The 13,268-nt window shown below is 65.0% G+C and carries 16 protein-coding genes; 12 read left to right on the top strand and 4 right to left on the bottom strand.

The features are described from left to right. Nucleotides 1-2 precede the first annotated feature (2 nt). Genes fliQ through EWM63_RS23930 form a run of 4 tightly spaced genes read right to left on the bottom strand, consistent with a single transcriptional unit; the run spans nt 3 to nt 2,353 of the window. Complete coding sequence (fliQ, locus tag EWM63_RS23945) at nt 3-275, bottom strand: flagellar biosynthesis protein FliQ (protein ID WP_130188766.1); 273 nt, start codon at nt 273-275, stop codon at nt 3-5. A gap of 19 nt (nt 276-294) precedes the next feature. Continuing rightward, on the bottom strand, nt 295-1,110 hold the full coding sequence (fliP, locus tag EWM63_RS23940) for a flagellar type III secretion system pore protein FliP (RefSeq protein ID WP_130190585.1): 816 nt from the start codon (nt 1,108-1,110) through the stop codon (nt 295-297). Continuing rightward, the gene (locus tag EWM63_RS23935) at nt 1,110-1,484 is read right to left on the bottom strand and encodes a FliM/FliN family flagellar motor switch protein (protein ID WP_130190584.1); all 375 of its coding nucleotides are present in this window, start codon (nt 1,482-1,484) and stop codon (nt 1,110-1,112) included. The genes fliP and EWM63_RS23935 overlap by 1 nt, the downstream gene beginning before the upstream one ends. 2 nt (nt 1,485-1,486) lie before the next feature. Further along, on the bottom strand, nt 1,487-2,353 hold the full coding sequence (locus EWM63_RS23930) for a FliM/FliN family flagellar motor switch protein (protein WP_130188765.1): 867 nt from the start codon (nt 2,351-2,353) through the stop codon (nt 1,487-1,489). Between the two features lie 544 nt (nt 2,354-2,897). Between EWM63_RS23930 and fliE the strand changes: the two genes are divergently transcribed. The 12 genes from fliE to EWM63_RS23870 all read left to right on the top strand — a co-directional run bounded on the left by fliE (nt 2,898) and on the right by EWM63_RS23870 (nt 13,264). Next, nucleotides 2,898-3,260 (top strand): flagellar hook-basal body complex protein FliE, encoded by a 363-nt coding sequence (gene fliE, locus EWM63_RS23925; protein WP_130188764.1) that lies wholly within the window; start codon nt 2,898-2,900, stop codon nt 3,258-3,260. Between the two features lie 71 nt (nt 3,261-3,331). Continuing rightward, the gene (gene fliF / locus EWM63_RS23920) at nt 3,332-5,098 is read left to right on the top strand and encodes a flagellar basal-body MS-ring/collar protein FliF (protein WP_130188763.1); all 1,767 of its coding nucleotides are present in this window, start codon (nt 3,332-3,334) and stop codon (nt 5,096-5,098) included. 1 nt (nt 5,099) lies between these two features. Continuing rightward, a complete protein-coding gene (locus EWM63_RS23915; RefSeq protein ID WP_229487481.1) occupies nt 5,100-6,128 on the top strand; it encodes a flagellar motor switch protein FliG in 1,029 nt (342 codons plus the stop codon). Continuing rightward, nucleotides 6,125-6,820 carry a flagellar assembly protein FliH gene (gene fliH / locus EWM63_RS23910; protein ID WP_130188761.1) on the top strand — a complete coding sequence of 232 codons (696 nt, stop codon included), beginning with the start codon at nt 6,125-6,127 and terminating at the stop codon, nt 6,818-6,820. Before EWM63_RS23915 ends, fliH begins: the two co-directional genes overlap by 4 nt. Next, the gene (gene fliI, locus EWM63_RS23905; protein ID WP_130188760.1) at nt 6,817-8,127 is read left to right on the top strand and encodes a flagellar protein export ATPase FliI; all 1,311 of its coding nucleotides are present in this window, start codon (nt 6,817-6,819) and stop codon (nt 8,125-8,127) included. Before fliH ends, fliI begins: the two co-directional genes overlap by 4 nt. Next, nucleotides 8,124-8,558 carry a flagellar FliJ family protein gene (locus EWM63_RS23900; RefSeq protein ID WP_130188759.1) on the top strand — a complete coding sequence of 145 codons (435 nt, stop codon included), beginning with the start codon at nt 8,124-8,126 and terminating at the stop codon, nt 8,556-8,558. Before fliI ends, EWM63_RS23900 begins: the two co-directional genes overlap by 4 nt. 98 nt (nt 8,559-8,656) lie before the next feature. Beyond that, complete coding sequence (gene fliD / locus EWM63_RS23895) at nt 8,657-10,042, top strand: flagellar filament capping protein FliD (RefSeq protein WP_130188758.1); 1,386 nt, start codon at nt 8,657-8,659, stop codon at nt 10,040-10,042. A gap of 32 nt (nt 10,043-10,074) precedes the next feature. Next, the gene (gene fliS / locus EWM63_RS23890) at nt 10,075-10,464 is read left to right on the top strand and encodes a flagellar export chaperone FliS (protein ID WP_130188757.1); all 390 of its coding nucleotides are present in this window, start codon (nt 10,075-10,077) and stop codon (nt 10,462-10,464) included. Beyond that, nucleotides 10,457-10,768 carry a hypothetical protein gene (locus EWM63_RS23885; protein ID WP_130188756.1) on the top strand — a complete coding sequence of 104 codons (312 nt, stop codon included), beginning with the start codon at nt 10,457-10,459 and terminating at the stop codon, nt 10,766-10,768. Before fliS ends, EWM63_RS23885 begins: the two co-directional genes overlap by 8 nt. Then, entirely contained in the window at nt 10,765-11,973 is a 1,209-nt protein-coding gene (locus tag EWM63_RS23880; protein ID WP_130188755.1) for a flagellar hook-length control protein FliK, read from the top strand. The genes EWM63_RS23885 and EWM63_RS23880 overlap by 4 nt, the downstream gene beginning before the upstream one ends. Before the next feature lie 7 nt (nt 11,974-11,980). Further along, nucleotides 11,981-12,466, top strand: a complete 486-nt coding sequence (locus tag EWM63_RS23875; protein WP_130188754.1) for a flagellar basal body-associated FliL family protein — start codon at nt 11,981-11,983, stop codon at nt 12,464-12,466. A gap of 15 nt (nt 12,467-12,481) precedes the next feature. After that, the gene (locus EWM63_RS23870) at nt 12,482-13,264 is read left to right on the top strand and encodes a FliA/WhiG family RNA polymerase sigma factor (protein WP_130188753.1); all 783 of its coding nucleotides are present in this window, start codon (nt 12,482-12,484) and stop codon (nt 13,262-13,264) included. Nucleotides 13,265-13,268: the final 4 nt, after the last annotated feature.

Below are 13,268 nucleotides of genomic sequence, written 5' to 3'. Positions count from 1 at the left end.
GGTCAGCCGACCAGCGTGGCTGCGCGGGTGAAGATCGACACGCAATAGTCCATCAGGTAGCCGGCCATCCAGCGCCCCGTGACGATGATCGCCAGCAGCGTGATGAGCAGCTTGGGCAGGAACGACAGCGTCTGCTCGTTGATCTGCGTGGCGGCCTGGAACAGCGCCACCACGAGGCCCGCGGCGAGCCCGGGCACCACCAGTACGAGGACCAGCACCATCGTGATGTTCAGGGCCTCGACCACCAGGTCGACGGCCACGTCGGGAGTCAGCATGGCTTGTCCTGTCGAATACCTAATACGCCTGGATACTGGTGACCAGCGTGTTCACGGTCAGTGTCCAGCCATCGACCAGCACGAACAGCAGCAGCTTGAACGGCAGCGAGATCACCAGTGGCGACAGCATCATCATGCCCATCGCCATCAGCACCGACGACACGACCAGGTCGATGATGAGGAACGGAATGAACAGCATGCAGCCGATCTGGAACGCCGTCTTCAGCTCGGAAAGCACGAACGCCGCCAGCTTCACCGGGAAGCCGTGCTGCATGGGGTTTTTCACGTTCTGCTCGCCGGCCAGCGTGGCGATCTGCCGCAGCGCGGCCTTGCTGGTCTGGGCCAGCATGAAGCGGGACACGGGCTGCTCGGCAATACGCAGCGCATCCTGCAGGCCGATACGGTCCTGGTCATAGGGCACGAACGCATCGCGCCAGACCTGGTCGCCGATCGGCTTCATGACCAGCAGGGTCAGGATCAGCGCGATGCCCGTGATGATCCGGTTCGGCAAGCCCTGCTGCAAGCCCAGCGCGGACCGCAGCAGCGACAGCACGATGACGAAGCGGGTAAAGCTCGTCATCATCATGACCATGACGGGCAGCAGGCCCAGCAGGGTCATGACGACGAGGATCTGCATCTTCACCGACAGGTCGGTGCGGGCGCCGGGCACCACGCCGGCCAGCAGGTCCGGCGTATCGGCCGCCTCCTGCGCGAATCCCAGTGCGGGCAGCACGAGGGCCACGGCGAACAGCGCCGCCCCCGGTGCAACCCTGCTTGCGAACGGCCGGCGCGGCTGCGTCGGGAAGGTGCCGGCCGCTGTCGCGCCGTCGCGCATCATGAGGTCATCATGTCGAGATTGAGCCCGTCCAGGTCGATCACTTTCAAGCCATAGTTCTCGCCCGCCACCACCACCTCGGCCCGGCCGATCGCGGTGCCGTTGACCTTGATGACCAGCGGCTCGCCGGCCAGCGCGTCGAGCTCCACCACGCTGTCCGGGCCGATGTTCATCAGGTCTTGCAGCGAAATCCGTGCCGATCCCACTTCCAGGGTCAGCGTCACGGGGATCTTGCGCATCATCTGCGGCAGGTCGCGGCGCGGGGCGCGCGGCGCCTGGGTGAAGTCGCCGGCCAGCTCGCCGGCCACCGGCTCGATGATCATCTCTTCGGTGTCATCGAGCAATGCGTCGTTGTTGCCGTTCTCGTTCATCATGGTCATTCACTGTCTTCAAAAGAGGTCAGGCACAATTTTCCCTTGTGCTCCGTGACCGCGGCCGTGTACAGCCGCGAGTCCTCGAGCATCACGTCGGCCCTGTCCAGGCTGACCGGAATCACGTCGCCGATCCGCAGGTCGAACAGCGCGCCCAGCGTGACTTCCTTGCTGACGAGCTGCCCGGCCAGCGTCACCTGCAGCCGCTGTGCCAGCGGTGCCGCGGGCTTTTTCGCCTGCCCGGCCGCGCCGCGCCCCGACTCTCGCTGGGGCACCAGGCCATGCAGCACGTCGGATATCAAATGCTTATCCAGTGCAAACCATACCTTGCCTGCGAGATCGCCGGCGCGCACGTTCATCGTGACGATCCACGTGCCCTTGCCGGGCTGGCCGCCGGCGGCGGGCGCGGCCGGTGGCAGCGGCGCGACCAGGGGCGGGCCGCCCGGCACGCCAGCGGCGATACGGGAAGCCACCACATGGGATAACTGTTGTCCGAGCGCAACACCAAGTCGTTCCTCGGTGGCGGTCACGCGCACCTGCGTGGCATCCGGGGCCGGTGTGGCACCCTTGCCTGCGCCGTAGCGCTGGTCCAGTGCCGACAGCAGGACGGGGCGTTCGATCGCGAACGCGATGACGCCCTCACCCGCCGCAAAGTACTGCCAGCGCATGCGCGGCTCGCTGCCCGTGAGCTGCGAGAAGCCCACGTGCTCGACCTCGGTACCGCCCCAGTAGCGCCGGCTCGCGGGGTGGCGCAGCGCGGCGATGAGGTCATCGCGCAACTGGGCGGCGAACTGCGGCAACCGGTGGACCGGGCGGCCCAGCAAACTCGGATCGAGTACCTGGTGCGGTGCGGTGGTGGTTAGCGTGGTCATGGTTTTATTTTTTCCCTCTGCACGTCCACATCGTAGCGCAAATGGCCACAAAGCCTGCGCGGGTACGGTACAGGCCCCGAAGCATAACCGAATTCCTTGCGTATTGCCATGCAACAATACCGCGCACGATTGAAATCGCCTCTTTACAGTGTTGTTGCCACGCGGTAAGCTTCTATCTGTCGGGCGTCAATGAATGCTGCTACTCAGCAATTAACCAGCATTCTTTGGATTGGCGCTTAGTGCATGATTTTTAAAGAGTTTTGCCACGATTTCAAGTTTCTTACCTGAGAAACAACGCAGCGCAACCAATCGTACCTGGCCAATAACGACCGAGTGACCCAATTAATACGGCCATGCTTTTTCAACCGCGAATGCGGTGCACGAAAAATCGGAAGTTTTTCTTTGTGAGTATCAAGTTGCGGCGCTGGCGACCGATACCTACAAGCAAGTCGGCAGCAAGTTTAATTGATCCGAAGTAATGCGGTGACAAGCTTGCAACCGGTAGCTGGACGAAGTTCAACGTTGTATTCAATGGAGATGGCTTATGGCAAATGATATCGGCGGCATGATCAAGGCGGACCTCGCGGCACTCACGAACGCCGCCTCCGACCTCGCCGGACAAGCGGGCGCGATCGCACCCGCCATGCAGTTCGGCGCACAATCCGGCCACGACGCCGGGCAAGCCGGTGGCTCGTTCGCCCAGGCAATGATGAGCGCTGTCTCCAGCGTGAACGCGGCCGACAAGGCTGCGGGTGAAAAAATGGCCGATGTCGACGCCGGCCGCAGCGACGACCTGGTGGGTGCCATGATGGCCAGCCAGGAAGCCAGCCTCTCGTTCTCGATGCTGATGCAGGTTCGCAACAAAGTGATGGGCGCTGTCGACGAGCTCATCAAGCTGCCACTCTGATTGGCACGCTGTAGTCCGCCGTTTCCGGCAGCACTTTTCTCCGCACCACCCTTCACCGCGAAAGTCCCGACGTGATCAACACCCTCAAGTCCGCTTTTGGGCGCCTGCGTGGCAATGGCGCCGCTGCCATGCCCCCGGCCCTCGTCAAGAACCTGTACCCGATGCTGATGCTGGCTGTCGGCGTGACCGCCATCGTGCTGATGTTCCTGTGGAAGGACCAGTCCGGCTACAAGGCCGTGTTCGGCGCCCGCGAAAAAGTCGTCGCGGCCGACATGATGACCGTGCTCGATGCCGAACAGATCCCGTACCGCGTCCACCCCGACAGCGGCCAGGTGCTGGTACCGGAATCGGAACTGGGCAAGGTGCGCATGCTGCTGGCGTCAAAAGGCGTCACCGCGCAGCTGCCGGCCGGCCTTGAACTGATGGACAAGAACGATCCGCTGGGCGTGTCGCAGTTCGTGCAGGACGTGCGTTTCCGCCGCGGCCTGGAAGGCGAACTGTCGCAGAGCATCATGACGCTGGACGCGATCGCGTCGGCACGGGTGCACCTGTCGATCGCCAAGTCGACGTCGTTCGTGTCGTCGGATGGTGAAAAGTCGTCCGCCGCCGTCGTGATCGGCCTGAAGCCGGGCCGCACCCTGACGCCGGAACACATCGCCGCCGTCGTCAACATGGTATCCGGCTCGGTCGCCAGCCTGGACCCGACCCGCGTCAGCCTGGTGGACCAGGCCGGTAACCTGCTGAGCTCGCGTGTCGACCTGACCGATGGCTTCGACGCGAATGCCGCCGGCAACGAAGGCCAGAAGCACATCCAGGACGGCATCAAGAACAACATCCGCGGCCTGCTGGGTCCGATCGTTGGCGACGACAACTTCAAGGTCAGCGTCACCGCCTCGGTCGACAACGACAAGGTCGAGGAAACCGTCGAGAAGTTTGGCGAAGCACCGAAAGTCACCAGCGAAGCAATGCGCGAAGAGCAGGACCGCAACCGCATGGCGATGGGTGTGCCGGGCACGCTGTCGAACCGCCCGCCGGCCGAAGCCGCGGAAGCCGCACCGGGTGCGGAAGGTGCCGCCCCCGCCGCCGTACCGGGCCAGATGCCGGACGGCACGGCACGCAAGAATGCAACCACGCGCCAGTATGCTTACGATCGCAGTATCGTTCAAACGAAGCGTGCCCGTGGCCGCCTGGAGCGCCAGAATGTGGCGATCGTGCTGGCCCAGTCCGCCGCCGCCGACCCGAAAGCGGGCTGGAGCGCTGCCGAACTGGCCAACATCGACAAGGTGCTGCGCAACGGCCTGGGCATCAACGAGGAACGCGGCGATTCGCTGGTGGTGTCCGCCATGCGCTTCCCGGCCAAGGCAGCACCGGTGCAGTGGTGGGAAGAGCGCGACAACATCGTCGACATCGGCGGCTGGATCAGCTACGCGCTGGCCGCACTGCTGGGTTATTTCCTGATCCTGCGTCCGCTGCTGAAGCTGCTGACGAACAGCCTGGCCCCGGCAGCACCGGTGCCGGCCGTCATCGGCACCCGCAGCGGCAGCGACCGCCGTAACGACGCCGCCGCCCTGCCGGGCACCGTGGAGGCACTGCCGGCAGCCGGTACCCCGGCCGCACTGGCTGGTACCAGCGCCGACGTGGCAGGCGGCGCGGTGATTCCCGTAGCCCAGGCTGGTGGCATCGCCGTCCAGCCGCTGCTGGAAAACTATGATCTGCCGCCCGCCGGTTCGCCGGTCGATGTGATGGTCGATCACCTGAAGGTTCTGGCCGAGAAAGAGCCGGAGCGTGTTGCGGAAGTCGTCAAACAGTGGATGCAGAAAAATGGCCGAGCTCAATAACATGAACGCGAATCTGAACGATCTGGCACCGATCGAAGGTGCGACCCTCTCCCCCGTCGAACAGGCCGCCATCGTGCTGCTGTCGATCGGCGAGGAACAGGCGGCGGCCGTGCTGCGTTGCCTGTCCCGCGAGGAACTGCTGGAAGTCACGCAAGTCATGTCCCGGATGAGCGGCATCAAGGTCGAAGCCGTGAAAGGCGCGATCCAGACCTTCTTCGACGACTACCGCCAGCAGTCCGGCGTGCACGGCGCGTCGCGCCAGTACCTGAAGCGCTCGCTGGACCTGGCGCTGGGCGGCGACATCGCCAACACCGTGCTCAACAACATCTACGGCGATGAACTGCGCCCGAAGATGGCCCGCCTGCAGTGGGCGTCGCCGAAATGGCTGGCCGATTACATCGCCAACGAGCACGTACGTATCCAGGCCGTGTTCCTGTCCTTCCTGCCGCCGGCGCTGGCTGGCCAGATCGTCGACGGCCTGCCGATGGAAGGCCGCGACCTGGTGCTGCTGTCGCTGGCCCGCCTGGACGAGATCGACCGCGACCTGCTGGCCGAGCTCGACGAGCTGGTGGACCGCTGCCTGGGGTCGTTCGACATGCAGAGCACGAGCATCGAAGGTGTCAAGCAGGTTGCCGAGATCCTCAACCGCCTGCCGGGCAACCGTGCCCAGGTCGTGGAACTGCTGCGTGCGCATGACCCGTCGATCGTGGAACAGATCGAACTGTCGATGTACGACTTCCTGATCCTGGCCACGCAGACCGAAGCCGTGCTGTCGCGCCTGATCGAGGAAGTGCCGCTGGAGCAATGGTCGATCGCGCTGAAAGGCGCCGAGCCGTCGATCCTTAACGCCGTGCTGAAGACGATGCCGAAGCGCCAGGCGCAGGCATTCGAGGACATGATGCGCCGCGCCGGCCCCGTGCCGATGTCGCGCATCGAGGCGGCCCGCTCGGAAATCATGGCCACCGTCAAGGCCCTGGCCGATGCCGGCGAAGTGGAGGTGCAGCTGTTCGCGGAAACGGTGGTCGAATGAAGCAATTCCGCCCTTACCGGTTCCCGCCCCTGTCGCACCACACGCCGCCCGCGGCGCGCGGTGACGGCTCGGCAACGCCCGATGCCGCCGCCTGGCAGGCATCGATCAGCGAGGGATTCGAGCAGGGCCAGCGCGACGGCTACGAGATCGGCCTGCAGCGCGGCCAGGAAGAAGGCTTCGAAGCCGGCCGCGTGCAGGGCATCGCCCAGGGGCGCGACGAAGGCCGCGCCGAGACCGCGGTGGCGCTCGACGAGCTTGCCCGCCCCGTCGACGCGATGCTGAAAAGCCTGAAGAAACTGCGCAGCGACTACCGCGCTGCGCAGCGCAAGGAAGTGGTGGACCTGGTGGCCAAGGTGGCCCGGTCGGTGATCCGCGCCGAGCTGGCGCTGCAGCCGGTGCAGATCATGGCGCTGGTCGATGAAACGCTGGCGTCGATGCCGGCCACGCGCGACGACATCGATGTGTACCTGAACCCCGAAGAAATGAAGCGGGTGTCGGAACTGGATCCGAAGCGCGCCAAGCGCTGGAACCTGATTGCCGATGCCAGCCTCGATGCGGGCGAATGCCGCATCCGCGCCGGCGACAACGAAGTGGATGCCGGTTGTACGCAGCGCCTGGCCGCCGTGATGGACCAGGTGGACAAACAGTTGCAGGCCGCCGACAGCGGCGATGAAGACGAGACCGAAGAATGATTGCAGACGCGCTGCGCAAGCTGGAACTGGATGCCGTACCGATGGCCACGCCCACGGGCCGGCTGGTCGGTGCCTCCGGCCTGCTGCTCGAAGCGGTCGGCTGCCCGTTGCACACGGGCCAGCGCGCCCGCATTGAAACCGTCGACGGCCAGTGGCTCGATGCCCAGGTGGTCGGCTTTCGCGACAAGGTGTCGTACCTGATGCCTTTCAAGAAGGCCATCGGCCTGCAGACGGGCGCCCGCGTGCTGCCCCAGCAGGAAAAGGCCACGCTGAAGATCGGCAACAGCTGGCTGGGCCGCATGGTCAATGGCCTGGGCGAGCCGATCGACGGCAAGGGCAGGCTGACGGGCGAGCACGAGCTCGACATGCATCCGCCGCGCGTCAACCCGCTGCGCAAGAAACCCGTGCACGAACCGCTGGACGTAGGCGTGCGCGCGATCAATTCCATGCTCACGCTGGGCAAGGGCCAGCGCGTGGGGCTGATGGCCGGTTCCGGCGTCGGTAAATCCGTGCTGCTGGGCATCATGACGCGCCAGACCGTGGCCGACGTGGTGGTGGTCGGCCTGATCGGCGAACGTTCGCGTGAAGTGCGCGAGTTCATCGACCTGTCGCTGGGCGCCGAAGGCTTGAAGAAAGCCGTGCTGGTGATCGCGCCGGCGGACGAATCGCCGATGATGCGCGTGATGGCGACCGAGCTGTGCCATACGATCGCGGCGCATTACCGCGACCAGGGCAAGAACGTGCTGCTGCTGGTCGATTCGCTGACCCGCTATGCGATGGCGCTGCGCGAAGTGGCCCTCGCGCTGGGTGAACCGCCGGCCACCAAGGGTTATCCGCCCTCGGTATTCTCGAACCTGCCGCAGCTGGTGGAATCGGCCGGCAATGGCGAACACGAGAATGGTTCGATGAGCGCCATCTACACGGTACTGGCCGAGGGCGATGACCAGCAGGACCCGATCGTCGACACGGCGCGCGCGATCCTGGATGGCCACATCGTGCTGACGCGTGCGCTGGCCGAACGCGGCCACTACCCGGCGATCGACGTGGGTCAGTCGATTAGCCGTTGCATGAACGGCATCATCAGCCAGGAGCACATGCTGGCGGCACGCGCGCTGAAGGCGGCCATGGCCAAGCATGACCGCGTGCGCGACCTGATCCCGCTGGGCGCCTATGTGCCGGGCGCCGACCCCGTCACCGACCGCGCCGTGCAGCTGAACCCGCATATCGAACACTTCCTGTGCCAGGGCACCAAGGAAGACGCACCCTACACCGGTTGCGTCGAAGGACTTGAAAGGCTGATGAAATGACCGACCGTCTGCTGATCCAGAACCTCACTTCGCTGGTTGCGCTGCGCAATACCCAGCTGGAAAAGCTGCAGGCCGCGCAGGCCGAGAAGACCGCCACCGCGGAGCGCTACAAGAAAAACCTCGAGCGCCTGCACAGCCTCGCCGTCGCCAGCGGTGCCTCCGGCAGCCTGCCGCTCGCGCTGGCCGCCAACTGCGGCAACTACAAGCAGGCCGTGCTGGCCATGGCGGACAGCCACCGGCTCGACCTCACCATGCATGAGGCCGACATGGCCGTCTCGCAGCGCGCGCTGAACCAGGCTTACGTGAAATGCGAAGTCCTGGGCCAGGTGCTGGAGAAGAACGAGAAGGCGCTGGCCAGCAAGGGCGCAGTGCAGGAACGTAAAGTGCATGATGACCTGGCAACGCAAGTGTGGCTTCGTTCCCAAAAATAATCGCAAATAGATCCGTACGGAAATAAATTTCATCGGGAACGGCCTTTTGTCGCCCTTCCCCAAGGTACACTCTTAATATATTTCCTCGGAGCACCAAAATGGCAACGACCGCACCCACCTACGATCCGAAAAGCACCGCCACGCAGCTGGCCACGATCTCCATCCAGGCACGCCAGTCCATCCTGACAACCCAGAACGACGTCGCAACGGCCACCGACAAGGGCCTGGCGTCGCTGCGGTCGGCCATGTCGACGTTTGAGAACACGATGTCGTCGATGTCGTCGAAAAAGACCGTGGTGGCCACGTCGGCCACGTTCAGCTCGACGGTCGGTACGGCCACGGCCGGCATGTCGGCGACCGCGGGTAATTATTCGTTCTATGTCGAGCAACTGGCCACCGCCAACCAGGCGCAGTACAGCAATATCTCCGACACGACGCCCATGAGCGAAACGGGCACGATCAACGTCAACGTGGGCCTGACGACCTTCGCGGTCGACCTGACCCAGGCCGATTCGAGCGGCGATGGCGTGCTGTCGATCAAGGAACTGGCCACGGCCATCAATTCCGCCGCCGGCAACACGTCGAAAGTGACGGCATCGACGATGACGATCGGCGGCGTGCAGCAGCTCGTGCTGGCATCGTCGGAAACGGGTGCCGCCAACACGGTATCGCTCGACGGCAGCGGGCTGCCCCCGGGCGCGCTGCAAACCTCGCTGGCCACGCCCGGCAACCGCAAGGACCTTGTGGTGGCCAAGGATGCCATCGTCTACCTGGGCGACAAGGCCACCGGCACCAAGATCCAGCAGGCGTCGAACACGTACAACGTGATCGACGGCGTGTCGATGACCTTCACCAAGGCGCAGTCCGTGGGCGAAAACCCCGTCACCCTGACGGTCGGCACCGACACGAGCGCCACCACGGCCAACCTGCAGGGATTCGTCGACGGCTGGAACAAGCTCATCGGCACACTGAAAACGCTGACTGACGCGGGCAGCGTGAGCGACGGCACGTCGGCCGGCGTCTTCCACGCCGACGCCGGCATCCAGGCGCTGCGTACCCGCATGCAGGCCGTGCTGCGCCAGGCATCCGGCGGCATGTCGCTCGCCAATTTCGGCATCACGGGCAATCGCGACGGCACGCTGTCGCTGGATGCGGGCCGCTTGACCAAGACGCTGGCGGCGAACCCGGGCGCGCTCGACACGCTCATGGGCAACAACACCCTGAACTCGCCAAGCGGCGTGCTGGGCGACCTGGACAAGCTGCTGGGCGGCTGGACCGACACGACCGCCGGCCAGATCTCGAAACGTCGCGATGTCAATGCGCAATTGCAGGACTCGCTGCTCGAGCGCCAGGCTACCCTCGACAAGCAGTATGAAACGGCTTACGTCCGCTATCTGAACCAGTTCACGACGCTGCAGACGCTGCAGGCGCAGATGGATAGCACTACCTCTATGTTCGACGCCATGTTCTCGAAGGACGATTGACAGCGCGTCAAAAATTCAATGGTGACCACAACATGATGAATCTCGACGCCTATGGCGAATACCACTCCACCAATCTGGATGCGCAGACAGCGCGTGCCTCGCCGATCGAGCTGGTACTGGTGCTGACCGACGGCCTGCTCGAAGAGCTTGCCCGCGCCCGCGGCCATATCGCCGGGCGGCGCTACGAGCAGAAGGCAACCAGCCTGGACAAGTGCACGCAAATCATCAACGGCCTGTCCAGCTCGCTGGATTTCGACAACGGCGGCGAAGTGGTCGCCAACCTGGGCCGCCTGTACGACTACTGCGCGGCGCGACTGTACCGTGCCGGCATCGACCTCGATCCGGCCATCGTCGACGAGGTGGTCGGCCTGCTGACGACCATCAGGCAGGGATGGCTCGGCGTGCAGGCCAAGCATGGCTAGGGAACAAGAACTGCTGCGCCTGGCGCAGCAGGTCGCGGCCGCGGCGGCCGCGGCGGACTGGAAGGCGCTGGCGGTGCTGAACACGCAGATGGCGTCCACCCTGCCGGCCCTTGCCGGCCAGGGCAAGTGGACACCGGCAGAACGGGCCGCCCTCGCCGCCCTGCGCCAGCAGCACAAGGCCGCAACCGAAGCAGTGAGCACCGCCAGCAGCAAACTGGGCAAGCACCTGCAACAGATCAATACCCACAAGGAGGGCTGGCTTGCCTATGCCCTCGACAATGAATTTTCCGGGACCGGAGCATGATGATCACTACCCCTTCCGCGCCAGGTGGCGCGGCTGCGGCGCAAAACGCGCTGCCTGGCGTCGCCGTTGGCGGCGCGCCCGCACTGGCTGCTGAAGGCGCCAACATTGGCGGCACGTCCGCAATGACCGAAGGTGCCGCCCTTGGCGGTACGGGCCTGCCCATGCAGTTCGCACAACTGCTCGACTTCGCCGGCCTTGGAGCGCCGGCCGCGAACGCCGCCGGCCAGCCGGCAGGCGCCCAGGCCGCCCAGCCGGAGACCGATGCCGAGCTCGCCGCCGAGGACCTGGCCACGGAAGCACCGCTGGCCGCCATGATGCCGGTACTGCATTTCGCCGTGCTGCCCCAGGCCGCACAGCCTGCGGCCGCGAATGCCACTATCGACGCCACGCAGATGCGCGGTACCACGCTGCTGGCGGCCGCCTCCAACGGCGCGCGCCAGGCAGCCGCCGATGCGATCACGAACGGCGCGGCTGCGGCCACGGCCGTTGCCGCCACGCCACTGGCGGCACGGCTGCTGCAAGGCGCCCTGCCCGTCACGGGTGAGCCGGCTGCGCCGAAGGCCGCAGCCGATGTGCGCCAGGCCGTTGCGACAGCCACTGCCGCCAGCGCTGGTACCCATGCCGGCGTGCAGGCCGCCCAGGATGGCACCGCCCAGTCCGGCGCGGAAGGCCAGCCCGGCCAGCAAGCGCCCAGTGATGGACAGGCAACGTTCCGCGGCGTGATGGCCGCCTCGGCACCGCTCGCCGGCGCCACCGCACCCGCCGATACCGTGAAGCTGGCCGGTACGCCGGAGCAGTGGCAACAGCCGCTGCGCGCGGCACTCGGCGATCGTTTACAAGTTACCCTTCAGAAAGGGAACGATCAAGCCGTTATACGCCTTGAGCCGCCCAACTTGGGCAGCATCGAAATTTCGATTCGCCAGACCGCCGGTGCGCTGCACGTCAGCATGTCGGCCACCAACAGCGAAGTCGTACGCCAGCTGAACGCCGTTGGCGATTCGATGCGCCAGGATCTGTCGCAACGCCAGCAGGGCGATGTGGCCGTGACGGTTTCGCAAGCGTCATCGCGCTCGCTGGCCGACAGCGAAGGCCGCGGCCGCCAGCCCGAGCGGGAAGCAGAGCAACAGCGTGAACAACGCGGCCCCGGCCGCGCGCTGAACGAGGGCAATGAAACCAACACCACCTTCGCGATGCAGCGGGAGTAACAGGTAAATGAACAAGAAGCTGATCATCATCATCCTCGGCGTGGCACTGGTCTGCGGCGGTGGCGCCGGCGCGGCCGTGTGGTTCCTGGCACCGAAGGCCGACGCGGCCGAAGGCCAGCACGACGAGGAAAAGAAACCCAAGAAAAAGAAGAAGGAAGACGAGGAAGAGGCGGGACCGGTCAAATACCTGACGGTCGACAAGATCATCGTGATGCTGCGCCGTTCGCCGAACGAGGCGGTGCCGCACTACTTGTCCGCCGACCTTGTCGTGGCTGCACCCGTGAAGACGGAAAAGGAAGCCAAGGAACAGCTGCCTCTGCTGCGCAGCGTTGCGGTGCGCACGCTGTCGGCACTGCCGATGGACAAGGCACAGGCAATGACGATCGACGAATACGCGGAAGCGCTGAACAAGGCGTTCGTGGAAGAGTACGAGAAAGACGAGCGCGAACAGCCGTTCAAGGAAGTCATGATCGGCAAGCTGATCGTGGAATAAAGGGCCGATATGGTTATGGTATGTGCAGCAACCGAATCCTCCGCCGGGAATTACGGCGGCGGCTATGCCGAAAGCTACGGCGAAAGCTATGGCGAAACCTATGAGGTACGCGCGGCCGCGCAGGCACTGTCGCCTGCGGCCGAGCAAAAGCACCTGATGTCGTATGCGCCGCTGGTGAAGAAGATCGTGCGCCAGCTGAACTCGCAGGTGAGCGGCGCGATCGACCGCGACGACATGGAACAGATCGGCCTGATGGGCTTGCTCGAAGCGCTGCGGCGCTACGGCGAGCCGGATGCCGCTTTCGGCAGCTTCGCCAGCCTGCGCATCCGCGGCGCGATCCTCGACGAGCTGCGCCGGCAGGACTGGCGGCCGCGCGCGGTGCGCCAGCAAAGCCACAAGCTGCGCGATGGCGTGCGTGCCCTCACGCGAAAGCTGGGCCGCGAACCGACCGAGCAGGAAGCCATTGCCGGCCTGGGCGTGACGGCCGACGAATACATGGCTTACCAGCTCGATGAAAGTGCCGAAACGCTGGCCAGCTTCGATGACCTGCTGCAGGAAGGCGCCGCCGACGGCAGCGCCGGCAGCTCGCCCAGCCCGGAAGAGCAGCTGATGGTGCGGCGCAGCCTGGAACAGGCCCTTAGCGGATTGAACGAACGCGAGCAGCGTGTGGTGCAGATGTACTACGAGTTCGAGCTCAGCTACAAGGAAATCGCCGCCGTGCTCGACCTGACGGATGCGCGCGTGTGCCAGCTGAACAAGGCTGCACTGACCAAGATGAAAGCCGTGCTGCAGGGTTGACCCG

The organism is Pseudoduganella lutea (assembly GCF_004209755.1).
Classification (GTDB): Bacteria; Pseudomonadota; Gammaproteobacteria; order Burkholderiales; family Burkholderiaceae_D; genus Rugamonas; species Rugamonas lutea.
Note: the sequence above shows the minus strand (reverse complement) of the source record. Positions and strands in the feature narration are given on the sequence as shown.